General features: G+C 68.7%; 17 protein-coding genes. 11 read left to right on the top strand and 6 right to left on the bottom strand.

Going from position 1 to position 18760, the window contains the following annotated elements:
• Positions 1-26 precede the first annotated feature (26 nt).
• Positions 27-1583, top strand: a complete 1557-nt coding sequence (gene ubiB, locus B5Y19_RS13675; protein WP_055730051.1) for a 2-polyprenylphenol 6-hydroxylase — start codon at positions 27-29, stop codon at positions 1581-1583.
• A 253-nt stretch (positions 1584-1836) separates the two neighbouring features.
• On the opposite strand, the gene B5Y19_RS13670 is transcribed toward ubiB, so the two are convergent.
• The gene (locus B5Y19_RS13670; protein WP_055730052.1) at positions 1837-3291 is read right to left on the bottom strand and encodes an AMP nucleosidase; all 1455 of its coding nucleotides are present in this window, start codon (positions 3289-3291) and stop codon (positions 1837-1839) included.
• A 155-nt stretch (positions 3292-3446) separates the two neighbouring features.
• Between B5Y19_RS13670 and B5Y19_RS13665 the strand changes: the two genes are divergently transcribed.
• Genes B5Y19_RS13665 through B5Y19_RS13650 form a run of 4 tightly spaced genes read left to right on the top strand, consistent with a single transcriptional unit; the run spans position 3447 to position 5371 of the window.
• Positions 3447-3794 carry an ArsR/SmtB family transcription factor gene (locus tag B5Y19_RS13665; protein ID WP_055730053.1) on the top strand — a complete coding sequence of 116 codons (348 nt, stop codon included), beginning with the start codon at positions 3447-3449 and terminating at the stop codon, positions 3792-3794.
• Between the two features lie 40 nt (positions 3795-3834).
• Entirely contained in the window at positions 3835-4380 is a 546-nt protein-coding gene (locus tag B5Y19_RS13660; protein WP_055730065.1) for an SRPBCC family protein, read from the top strand.
• Positions 4381-4427: 47 nt separating this feature from the next.
• Positions 4428-4910 (top strand): DUF1579 domain-containing protein, encoded by a 483-nt coding sequence (locus tag B5Y19_RS13655; RefSeq protein WP_055730054.1) that lies wholly within the window; start codon positions 4428-4430, stop codon positions 4908-4910.
• Between the two features lie 29 nt (positions 4911-4939).
• Complete coding sequence (locus B5Y19_RS13650; RefSeq protein ID WP_055730055.1) at positions 4940-5371, top strand: VOC family protein; 432 nt, start codon at positions 4940-4942, stop codon at positions 5369-5371.
• Between the two features lie 122 nt (positions 5372-5493).
• Here the strand turns inward: B5Y19_RS13650 and B5Y19_RS13645 are convergent, their stop codons facing one another.
• The 5 genes from B5Y19_RS13645 to B5Y19_RS13625 form a co-directional block, all read right to left on the bottom strand.
• Positions 5494-6249: an SDR family NAD(P)-dependent oxidoreductase gene (locus B5Y19_RS13645; protein WP_055730056.1), complete on the bottom strand. Its 756-nt coding sequence runs from the start codon at positions 6247-6249 to the stop codon at positions 5494-5496.
• Positions 6222-7262: a ketopantoate reductase family protein gene (locus tag B5Y19_RS13640; RefSeq protein ID WP_055730057.1), complete on the bottom strand. Its 1041-nt coding sequence runs from the start codon at positions 7260-7262 to the stop codon at positions 6222-6224. Before B5Y19_RS13640 ends, B5Y19_RS13645 begins: the two co-directional genes overlap by 28 nt.
• A 195-nt stretch (positions 7263-7457) precedes the next feature.
• Positions 7458-8405 (bottom strand): isoaspartyl peptidase/L-asparaginase family protein, encoded by a 948-nt coding sequence (locus tag B5Y19_RS13635; protein ID WP_079591596.1) that lies wholly within the window; start codon positions 8403-8405, stop codon positions 7458-7460.
• 147 nt (positions 8406-8552) lie between these two features.
• Entirely contained in the window at positions 8553-10145 is a 1593-nt protein-coding gene (locus tag B5Y19_RS13630; RefSeq protein WP_055730059.1) for an ABC transporter substrate-binding protein, read from the bottom strand.
• A gap of 2 nt (positions 10146-10147) precedes the next feature.
• Positions 10148-10708, bottom strand: a complete 561-nt coding sequence (locus B5Y19_RS13625; RefSeq protein WP_055730060.1) for a MarR family winged helix-turn-helix transcriptional regulator — start codon at positions 10706-10708, stop codon at positions 10148-10150.
• Positions 10709-10876: 168 nt separating this feature from the next.
• Here B5Y19_RS13625 and B5Y19_RS13620 point away from each other — a divergent pair, with 168 nt between their 5' ends.
• From B5Y19_RS13620 to B5Y19_RS26675, 6 genes are all read left to right on the top strand, one after another.
• A complete protein-coding gene (locus B5Y19_RS13620; RefSeq protein ID WP_055730066.1) occupies positions 10877-11578 on the top strand; it encodes a creatininase family protein in 702 nt (233 codons plus the stop codon).
• 163 nt (positions 11579-11741) lie between these two features.
• The gene (locus B5Y19_RS13615; protein ID WP_055730061.1) at positions 11742-12716 is read left to right on the top strand and encodes an ABC transporter permease; all 975 of its coding nucleotides are present in this window, start codon (positions 11742-11744) and stop codon (positions 12714-12716) included.
• Complete coding sequence (locus tag B5Y19_RS13610) at positions 12713-13591, top strand: ABC transporter permease (RefSeq protein WP_055730062.1); 879 nt, start codon at positions 12713-12715, stop codon at positions 13589-13591. The genes B5Y19_RS13615 and B5Y19_RS13610 overlap by 4 nt, the downstream gene beginning before the upstream one ends.
• Before the next feature lie 130 nt (positions 13592-13721).
• Positions 13722-15425 carry a dipeptide ABC transporter ATP-binding protein gene (locus tag B5Y19_RS13605; protein WP_055730063.1) on the top strand — a complete coding sequence of 568 codons (1704 nt, stop codon included), beginning with the start codon at positions 13722-13724 and terminating at the stop codon, positions 15423-15425.
• 142 nt (positions 15426-15567) lie between these two features.
• Positions 15568-16470, top strand: coding sequence for a polysaccharide deacetylase family protein (locus tag B5Y19_RS13600; protein WP_055730064.1), 903 nt, complete (start codon positions 15568-15570; stop codon positions 16468-16470).
• A 911-nt stretch (positions 16471-17381) separates the two neighbouring features.
• Positions 17382-18713, top strand: a complete 1332-nt coding sequence (locus B5Y19_RS26675) for an OmpA family protein (RefSeq protein WP_342060155.1) — start codon at positions 17382-17384, stop codon at positions 18711-18713.
• The last annotated feature ends 47 nt before the right edge of the window (positions 18714-18760 follow it).

Below are 18760 nucleotides of genomic sequence, written 5' to 3'. Positions count from 1 at the left end.
TCAAGCCCGGGCATGACGGCTTGCCGATGATCTCTTCCTTCTTCCACCTGCTGCGCGGCGCGCGCGTCGGCTTCGTGCTGGCGCGCGAAGGGGCGCTCGCCCTGGTCGACCCCTCCGTGCTGCCGCCGCTGGCGCGCGGGCTGATCCGCGTCGGGCGGCTGATCGAGCGGCGCGGCGCCGGTTCCTCGGCGACCCGGCTCGCGGCGGCGTTGACGCGGCTCGGGCCGTCCTATGTCAAGTTCGGCCAGTTCCTGGCGACGCGGCCCGATGTCGTCGGCATGAAGATCGCCGAGGACCTGTCCGCCCTGCAGGACCGGATGCCGGCCTTCTCGATGGCGGAGGCGCGCGCCATCGTCGAGGCAGCGCATGACGAGAAGCTCGAGGCGATCTTCGTCGAGTTCAGCGAGCCGGTGGCCGCGGCCTCGATCGCCCAGGTCCATCGCGCCCGGCTGAAGGACGGGCGCGAGGTCGCGGTCAAGATCCTGCGCCCCGGCATCCGCGACCGCTTCAATCGCGATCTGGCGGCGATGCGTTTCGGCGCCGAAACGGCCGAGGCCCGCTCGGCCGAGGCGCGTCGCCTGCGCTTCACTGGGGTGGTCGAGACCCTGGCGCGTTCGGTCGCGATGGAGATGGATCTCCGGCTCGAAGCCGCCGCCCTCTCGGAATTCGCGGAGAACACGAAGGACGACGCCGATTTCCGCGTGCCCGAGCCCGACTGGCAGCTGACGGCGCGCGAGATGCTGGTCGACGAATGGATCGACGGCGTGCGCCTCTCCGATGTCGAGGGCCTGCGTGCGGCCGGCCACGACCTGCCGGAGCTCGCGCGCAAGATCATCCAGTCCTTCCTGAAGCACGCGATCCGCGACGGCTTCTTCCACGCCGACATGCATCCCGGAAATCTGTTCGTCGATGCCGAGGGCCGGCTCGTCGCGGTCGATGGCGGCATCATGGGGCGGCTCGGCCTGAAGGAGCGGCGCTTCCTCGCCGAGATCCTGCTCGGCTTCATCACCCGCGACTATCGCCGCGTGGCGCAGGTGCATTTCGAGGCGGGCTATGTCCCGGCCCACCACGATGTCGAGGATTTCGCCCAGGCGATCCGCGCCGTCGGCGAGCCGATCCACGACAAGCGCGCCGACCAGATCTCGATGGCCAAGGTGTTGACCCTGCTCTTCGAGATCACCGGCATGTTCGACATGGCGACGCGCACCGAGCTCGTCATGCTGCAGAAGACGATGGTGGTGGTCGAGGGCGTCGCCCGCTCGCTCGATCCGCATCTCGACATGTGGGGCACGGCCGATCCGGTGGTGCGCGGCTGGATCACGCATAATCTCGGCCCGCTCGGCCGGTTGGAGGAGGCGGGGCGCGGCGCCCGTTCCCTGCTCGGCTCGCTGGCGACGCTGCCCGACACGGTCGTCCGGGCCGAGCGCGTGCTCGGTCAGCTGGAGGACGCCTCGCGTAACGGCTTCGCGCTGGACGAGCGCAGCGTCGAGGCGATCGGGCGGGCGGAAGCCCGGCGCAACCGCTGGGGCACCGCCGCGCTCTGGGTGATCGCGGCGCTACTGGCCTACGGCGTGTTCGGCTGAGGCTTCGATTGTCCGGGACCACGTCGTCATTCCGGGAGCCGCGTAGCGGCAAGCCTGGGATCAATGAACACGAGGCTCGTCGCGTCATGGTCGGGCTTGTCCCGACCATCCACGTCTTCCTTCCTGCAATGCGGTGCTTAAGGCGTGGATGCTCGCCACAAGGGCGAGCATGACGATCTGGAAGGGGTCGTGCGCATAGGTTCCGGGCTCATTGCTTCGCAATGCCCCGGAATGACGGCGCGGTGTCCGCGCTCTACCGGAACGGCGGCTCGTCGAAGCTCCTGAGCTTGCGCGAATGGATGGCGGAACCCGCCTCCTTCAGTTTCTCCAGCGCGGAGAGCCCGATCCGCAGATGCTCGCCGACGGCGCGCTCGTAGAAGGCATTGGCCGCGCCCGGCAGCTTGATCTCGCCATGGAGCGGCTTGTCGGAGACGCAGAGCAGCGTGCCATAGGGCACGCGCAGCCTGTAGCCCTGCGCCGCGATGGTGCCGGATTCCATGTCGACCGCGATGGCGCGCGACAGGTTGATGCGCCGCCGCTCCTTGGTCCATTGCAGCTCCCAGTTGCGATCGTCCTGTGTCACGACCGTGCCGGTGCGCAGGCGCTGCTTCAGCCGGTCGCCCTTCTCGCCGGTGACCTCGGCGGCGGCCTGCTGCAAGGCGACCTGGACCTCGGCCAGCGCCGGGATCGGGATGTCCGGCGGCACGAGGTCGTCGAGGATGCGGTCCTGCCGCAGATAGGCGTGGGCCAGCACGTAGTCGCCGATGATCTGGGTCTGCCGCAGGCCGCCGCAATGGCCGACCATCAGCCAGCAATTCGGGCGCAGCACGGCGAGGTGGTCGGTGATGTTCTTCGCGTTGGAGGGGCCGACGCCGATATTGACCAGCGTCACCCCCTCACCGCTCTTCCGGATCAGATGGTAGGCCGGCATCTGGAAGCGATGCCAGGGCGCCGACATCACGCGCTCCGCCGCCGAGACGTCGATGCCTTCGCGGTCGATGCGGATGCCGCCCGGCGCGATCAGCGCCTCGGCCGTCCCGGCCTCGATCTCGGCCAGCCCCAGCCGCACGAACTGGTCGACATAGCGGTGATAGTTGGTCAGCAGCACCCAGGGCTGCACCGCGCGCCAGTCCGTGCCGGTGTAGTGGACCAGCCGGCGCAGCGAATAATCGACCCTGACCGCGTCGAACAGGGAGAGTGGGCGCGGCTCGCCCTCGATCAGCTCATAGGTGCCGTCGGCGATCTCGTCGCCGACCAGCGCGAGCAGCGGCGTCGGGAAATAGCGCGCGAGTTCGGCGGCGGTGATCTTGCCGCGTCCGAGTTCGTCGCCGCCTTCGAGCGCGTAGGGATAGGGGATTTCCTGGCTGCTGACGCCGGTCTCGATCGTCGCGCCATATTCCGCGACGAGCGGCCTGAGCTGGTCGAGCAGATAGGTGCGGAATTCGCCGGGCTGCGTCACCGTGGTCGAGTAGATCCCCGGGGCGGCGAATTTGGCGTAGCCGCGCCGCGTCGCCGCCGGCAGCTTCGAGGGCTCGTAGGTCACGCGCAGCATCGGATAGCGATAGCGCTCGCGATCTTCCAGGGTCGGCGCCTCGCCGGTGTCGAAGAAGCGCTGCAGGTCGCCGCGGAGCGCCGAGCGCGCTTCGTCATAGAGCCGCTCGAGCCGATCGATGGCGGCTTCGGGGGTCGCTGCGGTCTCGAAGCTCATGGGGCGCGCATCCTCCTCGTCCGGTTCTAGCCGCCTGTCCTCGCTCCTGACAACAACCGGTGGTGGCCGACGGCATTCTGTTCGCAACACGGTTGACAGTGGGAGCAAGCGGCGATACGAAACCGATCAGTTAATTAACTGATCGGTTTCATACGATGTCGACGGACCCGCTCAGCCTGACCTTCGCCGCCCTGGCGGACCCGACCCGCCGCGCCATCCTGGCCCGGCTGTCGCAAGGCGAGAGTTCGGTGAAGGAACTGGCCGAGCCCTTCGCGATGAGCCTGCCGGCCGTTTCCAAGCATCTCAAGGTGCTGGAGCGGGCCGGGCTGATCACGCGGGGGCGGGAGGCGCAGTGGCGTCCCTGCCGGCTCGATCCGGGCCCGCTTCAGGACGTCTCGCAATGGCTGGAGCATTACAGCCGTTTCTGGGACCAGAGCCTGGGCCGGCTGGATGCGGTGCTGCGCGAGATCGGGACGAGACCGCCCGATGAACCGGGCGCTTGACGCTCAATTCTCCCAGATTTGGCTCGAAAGGTTTCCCATCATGCTCAAGACCGTTCTGCTCAGCCTGCTCGGTATCGTCGTGCTCGGCGTCGCCGTCGTGCTGGTCCTCGCCGCCCGCAAGCCCGATACGTTCCAGGTCACCCGGACCGCCACGATCAAGGCGCCGCCGGAGCGGGTCTATGCGCTGATCACCGATTTCAAGGCCTGGGGTGCCTGGTCGCCCTGGGAAAAGAAGGATCCGGCCATGAAACGGACCTATGGCGGTCCCGAAACCGGCGTCGGCGCGACCTATGCCTGGGACGGCGACAAGAATGTCGGCGAGGGCAGCATGCGTATCACCGAGGCCCAGGCGCCGAGCAAGCTCGCGCTCAAGCTCGATTTTCTGAAGCCGTTCGAGGCCCATAACGACGTGGTCTTCTCGCTGACGCCGCAGGGCCCGGCGACGGTCGTGACCTGGACCATGACCGGCCCGACGCCGTTCATCGGCAAGATCATGCATGTCTTCATGGACATGGACCGGATGGTCGGCGGCGATTTCGAGGCCGGCCTCACGGCGATGAAGGCTGCGGCCGAGCGCCCGGCCTGAGCGACCGCGCCCACGACAACCATCGAGGAAACGGAGGGAACACGCCCATGCAGGTCGAGATTGGCAAGGAACATGAATGGCTGCAGCAGCTCGTCGGCGACTGGACGGCCGACATGACCTGCTCGATGGGGCCGGACCAGCCGCCCTCCGAGACGAAGGGCACGGAAGCCGTGCGCTCGCTCGGCGGGGTCTGGACGCTCGGCGACGGGCAGGGGGAGTGCCCGGACGGCACGCCCGTCACCAGTCTGATGACGCTGGGTTTCGACCCGGCCAAGGGCCGGTTCGTCGGCAGCTTCATCGCCTCGATGATGACGATGATCTGGCACTATGACGGGGCGCTCTCGGCCGACGGCAAGTCCCTGGTGCTCGACACGGAGGGGCCGAGCATGGCCGGCGACGGATCGATGGCGAAGTATCAGGACACCATCACCTTCCTGTCGCCCGATCATCGCACGCTGACCTCGCGAGCCCTGGGGCCCGACGGGCAGTGGAACGAATTCATGACGGCGCATTACCGCCGCAGGGCCTGAGTTTTCCAGCGCAACCAGGAGGGACCACGATGAAACTGTCGACCTATCTGATGTTCGAGGGCAATTGCCGCGAGGCCTTCACCCATTACGAGAAGGTGCTGGGCGGCAAGATGCTCGCGATGATGGACCACAAGGGCACGCCGGCCGAGGAGCATGTCGCGCCCGAATGGCGCGACAAGATCCTGCATGCCTGCCTGGAGATCGATGGCCAGATGCTGATGGCCTCCGACGCGCCGCCGGATCGCTCGGACGGTCCGATGCGCTCGGTTTCGGTCAGTGTTGGCGTGAAGACGCCTGAAGAGGCCGATCGCATCTTCGCCGGCCTGGCCGAGGGCGCGAAGATCACCATGCCGATGGCCGAGACCTTCTGGTCGCCCCGCTTCGGCATGCTGATCGACCGGTTCGGCACGAACTGGATGATCGGCGCCGAGATGCCGGCGGATCAGGCGAATTGCGGCTGAGGCTACGGTCGCGTCATTCTCGGGCTTGACCCGGGAATCTCATGCAGAACAAGGCGCTGGAGCCTCCTTCGGGACGAGATGCTCGGGTCAAGCCCGAGCATGACGGCGCGCTCCAGCCGTCTCTACGACCGCCCGCCATCCACCGAGAGCACCTGGCCGGTGATCCAGCTGGCCTGCTCGCTCAGGAAGAACAGCGTCGCGTGGGCGATGTCCTGCGGCGTGCCGAGGCGGCGGGTGTGGATGCTCTCGACGAGCCGCTTCTGGCCTTCCGGCCCGTAGCTCTGCCATTGCCGCTCGGTCGCGGGGTTGGAGCGGACGAAGCCCGGCGCCACCGAATTGACGGTGATGCCGTGCGGGCCGAACTCCCAGGCGAGCTGCCTCGTCAGCCCGACCAGCGCGTGCTTGGCGCTGGCATAGGCCTGGATGCCGGTGAGGCTCGGCCGCAGGCCCGCTCCTGACGAGATGGTGACGATCCGGCCATAGCCGCCCCGCTTCATCGCCGGCGCTGCCGCCTGTGCGAGGAAGAAGGCCGCATCGACATTGGCGGCGAAGATCGCCCGCCACTCCTCCTCGGAAATCTCCTCGATCGGCCGGCCGACCTGGCCGCGAACGCCGCCGGCGGCATGGACGAGCAGGTCGAGCCGCCCCTCGGCCGCGACGATGCCGCGTATCAGGGCCTGGGCCGCCTCGGGCGAGCCGAGATCGGCCGCATGGCCGGTGGCGCCGATCTCCCGTGCCGTCGCCGTCACGCCGTCGGCATCGATGTCGGCGAGGTGGACGCGCGCGCCCGCTTCCGCGAGTGCAGCGGCGATGGCGCGCCCGATTCCCTGCGCTGCGCCGGTGACCAGGGCTACGCGATCGTCGAAACGGATCTGCATCGGTCGATCAGCACCTTCAGCGTCTCGAAGGCCATCGGGCGGCGGCCTTCCTCGATATCGTGGATCAGCGCGACCAGCGTCTCCAGCGCCGGCGTCGCGACGCCGACCTCGCGGCCGAGCGTCGCGATGATGCCGATCTGCGGATCGACCTCGGTCTTGCGCTTGCGCACGGCGAGATCGCGCCAGATGCCCGAATGCGTCTTGGCCGTCTGCGAGGTATAGTGCGCGAGCCAGTTGATCGTCTCGACCTGTGGCCCTTCCGGCCGACCGGGGGCGAACACCATGGGATCGAAATCGCCGAAGCCGAGCGAGGTGACGCCGCGCTTCGCGGCAACCGCGCCGACCTCGCGCCCGAGCGCGAGCCAGGCCGGAAGGCGCTCCGGATCGGCGAAATTCGCCGACATCGAGTCGTCGGTCAGCGCGGTGGCGAACAGCATCGCGCCATAGGCGAGCTTGCCCCAGAGATAGCCGAAGATGTTGTCGGTCAGGATCGCGTCCGGCTCGAACAGCTGCATCAGCCGATGCATCTCGGTCGCGCGTTCGCTGATCGATCCGTCGAGTTCGCCGACGACCGTCGCGCCGCGATTGCCGTAGAGGATTTCGCCGGGGCCCAGCCAGTCGGCGCCGAAATTGACGAAGCAGCCCATCGTGCGCGCTTCGCCGACGGCCTTGGCGATGGCGAGCTCGTTCAGCCCGTTCTGGGCGGAGAGCACGAAGCCATCCTCGGCCAGATGCGGCTTCAGCGCGGCAAGGGCTTCCTCGGTCGCGCCGGCCTTCACGGCGAGGACGATGCGGCTGTAGCGCCCGGTCAATTCAGTCGGCGTCGCAGCCGGTACCACCTGCGTGAATTCCTCGACCGGCCCGGTGATGGCGAGCCCCCGCGTCCTGCAGGCCTCGACATGCTCGGCGACGATGTCGACGAGCAGCACCGGCGCGCCCGCCCGCGCCCAATAGGCCCCGAGCGTGCCGCCGATGGCGCCTGCGCCCCAGATCAGGATCGGTTCAGCGGTCACGACAGAAGCCTTTCCACCACGCAGCCCTCATCCTGAGGAGCAAGCCGGAGGCTTGCGTCTCGAAGGATGTTCCAGATATCTCCCGCGCCTTCTCGAACATCCTTCGAGACGCCGTGGAGTTTATCCTTGGGCCGGCCAAAGGCCGGACCCGAGGGCGGCTCCTCAGGATGAGGGCTGCGGGAGACGAAGCGCGCATTACGCCTGGCCGGCCATCTCGACATCGCCATGGGTGGCGACATGCATCAGGCCATCCTCCGTCACCCAGCCGCGATACATGCCGTCGGTGTTGAACGGTGCGACGACCGTGCCGTCCGCGCCGACCGCCACCAGCCCGGCGCCGATCTCGTGCTCGGAAAGCTCGGCCATGACGGCCTGCGTCGCTGCCTCCAACGAAAGGCCCTTATAGGCGATCAGGGACGCGATCTCGTGGCCGACGCAGTAGCGGATGAAATACTCGCCCTTGCCGGTGCCGGAGACGGCGCAGCGCCCGTCGCGGGCATAGGTTCCGGCGCCGATGATCGGCGAATCGCCGACGCGGCCGACGGGCTTGTTGGTGTAGCCGCCGGTCGAGGTCGCGGCGGCGAGATGGCCTTGGCGGTCGCAGGCGACGGCGCCGACCGTGCCGTGCTTCTCGGCCTCGCTCGCCTCGGCGGCGGTGCCGACGATCTCGCGGATCTTCATCGAGGCCAGGTTCTTGCGCCGACGCTCGGTCGAGAAATACTCGTTCTCCACCGTGTCGACGCCTTCATGCTCGGCGAAGTCGTCGGCGGCCCGGCCGGCGAGCAGCAGCAGGTCGCCGCGCAGCATCAGCGCCTTGGCGGCGCTGACCGGGTTGCGGATGCGCTTGGCGCCGCAGATCGCGCCGGCGGCCAGCGTCGCCCCGTCCATGATCGAGGCGTCGAGCTCATGCTCGCCATCGGTATTGAAGGCCGCGCCGTGACCGGCGTTGAAATGCGGCGAATCCTCCATCGCCCGCACCGCAGCCTCGACGGCATCGACCGCGGAGCCGCCCTTGGTCAGGATCGCCCAGCCGGCCCGCAGCGCCGCGGCGAGGTCGGCGCGGGCCTGGGCCCATTCGGCCTCGGTCATTTCGGCCTTGGGCAGCGTGCCGCAGCCGCCATGGATGGCAAGCGCGAGGGTCATGTTCGTCTTCCGATCAGTCGTTATGTGCGGGGCGGGCCGTCATGCTCGCCCCTATGGCGAACATCCACGTCTTGAACACCGAGCCGGGGCGTCAAGCGAAGGCGTGGGTGGTCGGGCAAGCCCGACCATGACGCGAAGGCGGTCCCGTTACTTCTTGGCGGGCTTGATGTCCATCGCCAGCGTGTCCTCGTCGACGCGCGGGCTGATCGTCACCTTGTCCTTCTGCATCGCCCAGGCCGAGCCGACGGCGGTGATCGGCAGGCGCGGCCGGTCCTTGGCGACGATGGCGGCGACGTCGGCCAGCATCTGGTTGCGCTTGGCTTCCTCCATCTCGACGGCGGCATCCTCGATCAGCTTGTCGACCTGGGGATTGGCGTAGTTCTGGACGTTGAAGGCGCCGAGCTTCTTGGCCGGGTCGTTCGAATGCACCAGCGAGGACAGCGTGTAGTTCGCCTCGCCCGTCAGCGTGCCCCAGCCCGACATCGACATCGAGAAGTCGCCGCGCAGGCGCGCCGGGAAGAACACCGCGCCTGGCTGGGCGTTGGCGTTCACCTCGACGCCGATGCGCGCCAGCATCTGCGCGATCGAGGTGCCGACCTGCCGGTCGCCGGGCAGGCGGTCATTGGTGAAGGAGAAGGTGATCTTGAAGCCGTTCGGGTAGCCGGCTTCCTCCATCAGCTTCTTGGCCTTGGCGATGTCGGGCTTGAGCGCCGGCAGGCTCTTGTTGAAGCCTGCGATGGTCGGGGTGACGAGCTGGTTCGCCGGCGAGCCGAGACCTTCCATGGCGATCTCGGCGAGCGCCGGCCGGTCGATGGCGAGGTCGATCGCCTCGCGCACCTTCACGTCCTGCAGCGGGTTCTTGGGCAGGGGCGAGCCGTCCTTGGCGCTGACCTGCGGGGACTTGTCCCGCATGTCGAGCTCCATGTTGAACAGATAGACGCTCTCCACCGTGGTGACGGCGAGCTTCGAATCGCGCTTCAGCGTCGGGACGTCGGAGGCCGGCGCGCGCACGATGATGTCGACCTGGCCGGCCTTGAGCTGCGCGACGCGGGCGGCGTCGTTCGGCAATTCCTTGCGCACCACCTTGGCCCAGGGCTCCTTCGGGCCCCAATAGCCGTCGAAGCGCTCGAGCACCATCTGGTCCTTCGGCGTCCAGGAGACGAATTTGTAGGGGCCGGTGCCGATCGCCGCCTTCCCGGAATTGAAGGCCTCGTTGGCGTTGTCCTTGTTCAGGCCGGCGGCCGCCTTGTGCGAAACGATGAACAGCCGGATGAAGTCGTTGGGCAGGTTCGGCGCCGGTCCGTCGGTAACGATATGGACCGTCAGCGGGTCGACGATCTTCACCTCCTTGACGCGCCGGACATAGATCGTCGTCGGGTTCGGGCCGGCGACGACGGGGATGCGCTCGATCGAGAACTTCACGTCCTCGGCGGTGAAGTCCGAGCCATCATGGAATTTGACGCCGGGGCGCAGCTTGAACTCCCAGACGGTCGGCTCGATCGTCTTCCAGCTCAGGGCGAGGCGCGGCTCGATCTGCAGCTTGTCGCCCGACCAGGTCAGCGTGTCGAAGACATGCTTCAGCGCCTCGGCATGGGTGCCGGTGGCCGTGAAATGCGGGTCGATCGATTCAGGGCCGGCGCGGACGCCGATCGTCAGCGTCTGGGCGAGCGCCCCGGTGGAGACGGCGGCGCCGAGCAGGGCGGCGAAGGCCGCGAGGCGGAACGTCCGGGCGAGCTGCATGATCAAATCCCCTCTTGTTCGGTTTCGTTGGGCCAAAGCTCCTGCGGCCAGCCTGGCGAGGCGATGACCAGCTTGTCCATCAGCGTGCAGAGCTGCTGCTGCTCGTCGTCGCTGAGGCAGGCCAGCATCGCGCTCTGGTGCTTCACCATCAGCGGCATGGTCTCGTCGAAGATCCGGCGTCCGGCGGCTGTCAGGTGCAGCACGTAGCTGCGCAGGTCGGCCGGATCCGTCTCGCGCTTGAGCAGCCGGCGCTGCAGCAACTTCTGCACCGCGCGCGACAGGGTGTTCTTCGGCAGCCCCGAGGAAGCGACGATGTTCTTGGCCGCGACGCCTTCCTTCAGCCCGACGGCGTAGAGTGCGACGAATTCCGGCCGGACCAGGCCATAGCGGGTCTCGATCCAGCGATAGACCGGGTCGTTGAAGCGGAAGGCGACGAAATTCAGCCGGAAGGACAGCCAGCAGGGGTTGTCCCAGAGCTTGGTCACGGTCAGCGGATCGAGCGCGGCGAGTGCCGTCTCGCGTTCCGGGTCCACGCGCGAAAGAGACGTCGGCGAGCGCCGCATGGAGATATCTCTCGGCCGATTTAGTTCCAGATGGAACTTGACGCTCCCTGAGGCCGGAGTCAAGGATGGCTTTCGGGCCGAGACTTGCCGTGGCGTCAGGAACCGGCCGATCGGCGGCGCGGCTGCCGAACTCTCTACCGGTTGAAGCAGCGAAGCAAGGATCGCGCCGTGCGGGTCGCCGAGATGAACTGGATGCAGATCGAGGCGCAGGCGAAGCGGGACGACCGCTGCGTCCTGCCGCTCGGCAGCGTCGAGCAGCATGCCTATCTGAGCCTCGCCACCGACGTCATCCTGTCCGAGCGGGTGGCGCAGGAGGCGGCCGAGCCGCTCGGCATCCCCGTCTTCCCTGTCCTGGCCTATGGCCTGACCCCGGGTTTCCTGAATTTCCCGGGCAGCATCTCGCTGAAGATGAGCACCTATGCGGCCCTGCTCGGCGATATTTTCGACGGCTTCTATCGCTCGGGCTTCCGCCGCATCGTGCTGGTGAACGGCCATGGCGGCAATTCGCCGGCCCTGAACTTCGCGACGGAGTGGCTCGACCGCCACCCGGATGCCAGCATCCGCCTGCACAACTGGTGGGCGGCGCCGCAATTCCAGGCGGCGGTGAAGGCGGTCGATCCGGCCGCCTCCCATGCTTCCTGGATGGAGAACTTCCCCTGGACCCGGCTCGCCGGCGTCGCCATGCCCGACACGCTGAAGCCGCCCTTCAATGCGGCCGAATACCAGGCCGCGAGCCCGGCGAAGCGCCGCGAGATTCTCGGTGACGGCAATTTCCATGGCCTCTACCGGCGGCCCGACGCGGAGATGCTGAAGCTCTGGCAGGTCGGCGTCGAGGAGACGCGCGCGGCAATGGTGGAGAACTGGCCGTGATGACGGCCGACCATCACAGCCCTCATCCTGAGGAGCCGCGTAGCGGCGTCTCGAAGGATGCTCCAGTTCGCATTGACAGCGTTTCCTGGAGCATCCTTCGAGACGCGCCTGCGGCGCTCCTCAGGATGAGGGCTGTGCCCTGTATCTTGCCCGGGCTTGCGGCATGCTAGGCCACATCGCCGTCCGGCTGGTGCAGGCCCTCGTCGTCATGCTCGTCATGTCGGTGCTGGTCTTCGTCGGCGTCTATGCCATCGGCAATCCGATCGACGTGCTGATCGGCCCTGACGTCAGCCAGGAACTGCGCCTCCAGACCATCGCCCATTACGGGCTCGACCGGCCGCTCTGGGAGCAGTACCTCACCTTCCTCGGCCGCGTGCTGCATGGCGATTTCGGCCGCTCCTTCGTCTTCGGCATGCCGGTGATGGACCTGATCCTGTCGCGCCTGCCTGCGACGCTGGAGCTGACGCTGGCCGCGGTCTGCGGGGCGGCGCTGATCGGCATCCCGGCCGGGATCTATGCCGGCTACAGGCCGGATGGCTTTGCCTCCAGGCTGATCATGACGGTCTCGATCCTCGGCTTCTCCGTGCCGACCTTCTGGATCGGCCTCGTGCTGATCATGGCCTTCGCCGTCGAGCTGCAATGGCTGCCGGCCGGCGGGCGTGGCGAGACGGTCTCGGTCTTCGGCGTCGAATGGAGCTTCCTGACCCTGAACGGCCTGACCCATCTGTTCCTGCCGGCGCTCAACCTCGCCTTCTTCAAGCTCGCCTTGATGACGCGCCTCGCCCGCGCCGGCACCCGCGAGGCCATGCTCTCCGACACGGTGAAGTTCGCCCGCGCCGCCGGGCTCTCCGAATGGACGGTGCTGCGCCGGCATGTGCTCAGGCTGATCGCGATCCCGCTCGTCACCGTCTTCGGCCTCGAATTCGGCTCGACGCTCGCCTTCGCCGTCGTCACCGAGACGATCTTCTCCTGGCCCGGCATCGGCAAGCTGATCATCGACTCCATCCAGTCGCTCGACCGGCCGGTGATGGTCGCCTATCTGATGCTCGTCGCCTTCGTCTTCATCACCATCAACTTCCTCGTCGACCTCGCCTATGTCGGGCTCGATCCACGTTTGCGGAAGGGCGGCGCGCGATGAAGGACGCTTCCCCCGCGGCCCGCTTCTGGGCCGAGTTCCGCGAGAGCAAGGTCGCGGTCATCGCGCTCGCCGTGGTCGTCATGATGATCGGCATCGCGCTGCTGGCGCCGCTGGTCGCGCCGCAGGACCCCTACGATCTCGCCAATCTCTCGCTCTCCGATGCGCGCCGTCCGCCGGGCTATGTCGGCGAGGGCGGCTATACGCATTGGCTCGGCACCGATGCGCAGGGGCGCGACCTGTTCTCGGCCATCCTCTACGGCCTGCGCATCTCCCTGCAGATGGGGCTGGTGGCCGGCGCGCTCGCTTTCGCGCTCGGCGTGGCGCTCGGCATCGGCGCGGCTTACGCCGGCGGGCGCTGGGAAGCCTTCATCATGCGGGTCGTCGACCTGCAGCTCGCCTTCCCGGCGATCCTGCTGGCGCTCGTGCTCTCGGCATTGCTGGGGCAGGGCAAGATGCAGCTCATCGCCGCGCTCGCCGCCGCGCAATACGCCTATTTCGCCCGCACCGCCCATGGCGCCGCTTCGGCCGAGCGCGGCAAGGACTATGTCGAGGCGGTACTCTCGACGCCGCTGCCGGGCTGGCGCGTGGTCTGGCGCCACATCTTCCCGAATTGCCTGCCGCCGCTGATCGTGGTCGCGACCGTGCAGGTGGCGAACGCCATCGCGCTGGAAGCGACCCTCTCCTTCCTCGGCGTCGGCCTGCCGGTGACCGAGCCCTCGCTCGGCATGCTGATCGCCAACGGCTTCCAGTACATGCTGTCGGGGCGTTACTGGATCTCGATCTATCCGGGCATCGCGCTCATCGTGCTGATCGTCGCGATCAACCTCGTCGGCGACCGCATCCGCGACCAGGTCAATCCGAGGCTGAAGCGATGACGGCTTGGGACGCGCCATATCCGTCATGGTCGGGCTTGTCCCGACCATCCACGTCTTCGCTGGTCGAGGGTCGTGTTCAGGACGTGGATGCTCGCCACAAGGGCGAGCATGACGGCGGAGGCGAACGCGGATGACCGAAATCCCGCTCCTCCAGGTCACCGACCTCGCCACGTACTTCCACGCTCGCGCCGACGTCGTGAAGGCCGTCGACGGCGTCTCCTTCGCGCTGAAGCGCGGCGAGGTGATGGGCCTCGTCGGCGAATCCGGCTCGGGCAAGAGCATCACCGGCTTCTCGATCATCGGGCTGATCGATCCGCCCGGCCGCATCGAGCCCGGTTCTTCGGTGAAGCTGGAGGGCCGCGAGCTCACCGGCCTGTCGCCCGCAGAGCTGCGCAGGATTCGCGGCAAGCAGATCTCGATGGTCTTCCAGGACCCGATGATGACGCTGAACCCGATGCTGACCATCGGGACGCAGATCAGGCTCGCTCTGGAAGCGCATGAGAGGGTTTCGGGCGCCGAGGCGCGTCGCCGTGCCGTCGCGGCGCTGGCGCAGGTCCGCATTCCCGATCCCGAGGCCAAGGTCGATTTCTATCCGCACCAGTTCTCCGGCGGCATGCGCCAGCGCGTCGCCATCGCGATCGCCCTGCTGCACCGGCCGAAGCTGATCATCTGCGACGAGCCGACCACCGCGCTCGACGTTTCCGTGCAGGCCGAGATCCTCGCGGAGATGAAGGAACTCGTTGCCGAGCTCGGCACCGCGCTGATCTGGATCAGCCACGACCTCGCCGTGGTCGCGGAGCTCGCCGACCATGTCTGCGTCATGCGCCATGGCAAGATCGTCGAGGCCGGTCCGACACTCGCGGTCCTGACACATCCGCAGCATCCCTACACGCAGGCGCTGCTCGACGCGCTGCCCTCGCGCTCCGAGCCCGGCACGCTGCTCGCCGGTGGTGTCGGCTCCGATGTCGCGCCACCGCCGCGGGCCGTGAAGCAGGCGCCGCCTGCGGTCACCGATGCCGTGCACTATGTCCGCATCGAGCATGTCGCCAAGCGCTTCGCCGGAACGCCCGGCCTCTTCCGCAAGCTCGCCCAGAAGGCCGGCCTGTCGAAGGCGCCGGCTGCGGTGCAGGCGGTCGACGACGTCACGCTGGTGCTGAAGCGTGGCGAGGCGCTCGGCCTGGTCGGCGAATCCGGCTCGGGCAAGTCGACGCTCGGACGCGTGGCCGCCGGCATCTATGCGCCGGACAGCGGCCTCGTCCGCATCGACGGCGCGCCGGTGATGAGCGCGGGCGCGCAACCGCACAAGGTCACGACGCGCGTTCAGACCATCTTCCAGGACCCCTTCGCCTCGCTCAATCCACGCATGACGGTCGGCGACAGCATCGCCGAAGGACCGCTGGCGCATGGGTTGGTCGAGCGTGCGCAGGCGAAGGCCTATGTCCGGCAATGGCTGGCGGCAGTTGGGCTGAACCCCGATTTCGCCGACCGCTACCCGCACCAGTTCTCCGGCGGCCAGCGCCAGCGCGTCGCGATTGCCCGCGCGCTCGCAATGCAGCCGGACGTGGTCGTCTGCGACGAGCCGGTCGCCTCGCTCGACGTCTCGATCCAGGCGCAGATCATCAACCTGCTGATCCGCCTGCGGCAGGAGCTGGATCTCACGCTGATCTTCATCTCGCACGACCTCTCGGTCGTCCGCCATCTCTGTGACCGCGTCGCCATCATGTATCGCGGCAGGATCGTCGAGAGCGGCCCGGCGGGCACGGTCTATGATCATCCGCAGCACGACTACACCAAGCGCCTGCTCGCCGCCGTGCCGGTGCTGCCGGGCGCTTGACGTTGCCTACCCGTCGTCACTGCGAGGAGCGAAGCGACGAAGCGATCCAGGGCAACGGTGCTGAGCCGCTCAACCCGGTCCTCCTGGATTGCTTCGCTGCGCTCGCAATGACGGGAAGCGTTTCGACAGAGAGGACAAGGCCATGACCCAATCCGACGAACTCCTGCCCTGGCAATGGCCCGAGGAGGTCTGGCGCGGCAAGGTCGAGCAGGTGCGTGCCGGCCGCAACCTGAAACCCGCCAGGTGGAAGAACGGCGCCCGCTGCGCCGTGGCTCTCTCCTTCGACGTCGATCACGAGACCAACGAGTTGCGCGACGGCGGCAAGTCGGTCGGGCGCCTCTCCTGGGGTCAATACGGCAACCGCGTCGGCGTGCCGCGCATCCTGAACCTGCTGAAGCAGCAGGACATCAAGGCGAGCTTCTTCGTCCCCGCCGTGACCGCGCTGCTTTACCCCGACGAGCAGCGCCGCATCGTCGGCGCCGGCCACGAGATCGGCCTCCATGGCTGGATCCACGAGGTCAATACGGCGGTGCCGCCCGCGAACGAGCGCGAGTTGCACCTGCGCTCGGCCGACACGCTGGAGAAGGTCACCGGCGTCCGCCCGGTCGGCATGCGCACCCCATCTTGGGACTTTTCCGACGTGACGCTCTCGATCGAACGCGAGCTCGGCCTGCTCTACGATTCCTCGCTCTTCGCCGACGACGACCCCTATGAGATCGTCGAGAAGGGCGAGGCGACCGGCATCGTCGAATTGCCGGTCGAGTGGATTCGCGACGACGCGCCCTATCTCAGCATGAACCGCTTCCAGGCGCTCCGGCCCTATACGCCGCCGGAAGCGGTCTTCGACATCTTCCGCCGCGAATTCGAAGGCGCCTATGCCGAGGGCGGGCTCTTCCTGCTGACCATGCACCCGCATGTCATCACCTATCGCTCGCGCTTCTGGATCCTCGAGGAGCTGGTCCGGCTGGCCAAGGCGAAGGGCGATTGCTGGTTCGCGACCCATGCCGAGATCGCGGCCTATGTGAAGGAGCAGGCAGGTATTTGACGAACCCGGGCGGAACCGCTGCCCGATTCTCGCCGTTTTCGCTTCATCGGGGGTTCAGGCCTTCGCCGGCCTGATGTCCTCAGTCTGAAACGAATACGGGTATTGCGATGCGCACGAAACGCTGGCTGCTGGTGGGAACCGTCCTGCCGGCCCTCGTCCTCTCCCAGGTCGGACAGGCCTTCGCCCAGAGCGGCTACCGGCTTGCCCAGGCGCCGAGCGGGGACGATGAGCCGCGGCGCGGACCACGCGAACGGCCCGACGAACCACGGCGTCCGCCGGGCGCCCAGCCGGGGCAGCGTGGCCCGGAGCGCCCCGCCGCTCCGGGCGCGCCCCAGGCTCCGCGCCCGCCGCAACCCGAGCCCGGCCCAGGCGCGGCGCGGCCGCAGCCGCCGGCCATGCCGCGCGAGGCCCCGGCCGCGCCGCGTCCCGCGCCGAACCAGGCGCCCGCTCCGGAGCAGCCGCCAGCCGCCCGGCCGACGCCGCCGCGCCCGCCGGCAGCGCCTCCCGCGCCGACGGCACCACGCGCCGCTCCTTCCGAGGCGCCGCGAGCGCCCGCTCCGGCGGAGCGCCCGGCTGCACCGCCCCGGCCGGCCGCGCCGCAGCCCGGCACGGCGCCGTCCGCCCCCGCTCCGGCTCGCCCCGCGCAGCCGGTTCCGGGAACGGCTCCTGCGCCGTCCCGTCCCGATTCGGCGTCGCCGCCGTCGGCCGTCCCGCGCGGAGGCCCGGCCGTGCCGCCTTCCGCCGCCCCGCCGCCCGGTCGCGCGCCTTCCGCAGTGCCGCAGCCCGGCACGGCGCCGACCGCTCCTGCTCCGGGCCAGCCCGCGCGGCCGGCGCCGGGAACGGCCCCTGCCGCACCAACCCGGCCCGACTCGGCGTCGCCGCCCTCGGCCGTCCCGCGCGGAGGCCCGGCCGTGCCGCCTTCCGCGGCCCCGCCGACCGGTCGCGCGCCTTCCGCCGTGCCGCAGCCCGGCGCGGCGCCGACCGCGCCCGCTCCGGGCCAGCCCGCGCGACCGGCACCGGGAACGCCTCCTGCCGCGGCCCCGGCTCCGGCCCAGCCCGGCGCCACCGCGCCGACGCCGCCGGCTGGCGCCGCACCAACCCAGCCTGCCCGCCCGATGCCCGGTTCGCCTCCTGCGACGGCTCCCGTCGCCCCGTCCCAGCCCGCCGCCCCGACTCAGCCTGGCGCCACGGCACCGGCTCCTTCGGGCGTCGCTCCGGCGCAGCCGCTGGGCGGCATCCAGGGACAGCCGCCCCAGCGCGAGGGACGTCGCGGCGGTATCTCGCCCGGTGTTGCCGGCGCGATCGGCCTCGGGGCCGGCGTGATCGGCGGCATCATGGCGACGCAGGGCGCCCAGCGCTTCGAGGATATCCGCGGCCGCCGCGAGGAGCGGCGCGAGGGTGACGTCACCATCATCCGCGAGCCCGGCCGCACGATCATCCGCGACGATGACGGCCGCGCGATCATCCGTCGCGACGAGGACCAGCGCTTCCGCGATCTCGGCTGGCAGGGCCGGTCCGAACGTCGCGATGGCGAGATGCGCACTGTCTTCGAACGCCCGGACGGCACGCGCATCGTCACCGTCACGGACGAGGAGGGTCGGCTGGTCCGCCGCACCCGCATCGGCCGCGACGACCGCGAGGTGGTCATCATCGACAACACGCTGCGCGACCGTCCCGGCCGCTTCGCCGACGATGTCGTTGTGCTGCCGCCGCCGCCGCTGCCGATCCCGCGCGAGCGCTATATCGTCGACGCGGACCAGGCCGATGAGGAGCTGATCTACGAGACGATCACGGCGCCGCCGATCGCCGCGATTCCGCGTCGGTACACGCTGGACGAGGTACGTTACTCGCCGGATCTGCGCGCCCGCATGCGTAGCGTCGACATCGATACGATCAATTTCGACACCGGCTCCTGGGATGTCGGATCGGACCAGGCCCGGCGGCTTGCCGTGATCGCGGATTCGGTCAAGCGGGTCCTCCAGCGCTCGCCCAACGAGGTCTTCCTCGTCGAGGGGCATACCGATGCCGTCGGCGCCGACGTCGACAATCTCTCGCTTTCCGACCGCCGGGCGCAGTCGGTGGCCGAGATCCTGACGCGGGACTTCCAGATCCCGCCGGAGAACCTGACGACGCAGGGCTATGGCGAGCAGTATCTGAAGGTGAACACGCAGGAGGCCTCGCGCGAGAACCGGCGCGTGACGCTGCGGCGAATCACGCCGCTGCTCACCGGCCAGAACCAGTGACGGCTGGCGGGGCTGCTCTCCGAGCAGCCCCGTTCTTCAGGGGGCGC

The sequence above is a fragment of the Allobosea thiooxidans genome, from assembly GCF_900168195.1.
In the GTDB taxonomy this organism is placed as follows: domain Bacteria; phylum Pseudomonadota; class Alphaproteobacteria; order Rhizobiales; family Beijerinckiaceae; genus Allobosea; species Allobosea thiooxidans.
The sequence above is the reverse complement of the archived record's forward strand: the minus strand, read 5'-3'. Positions and strand labels throughout refer to the sequence as shown.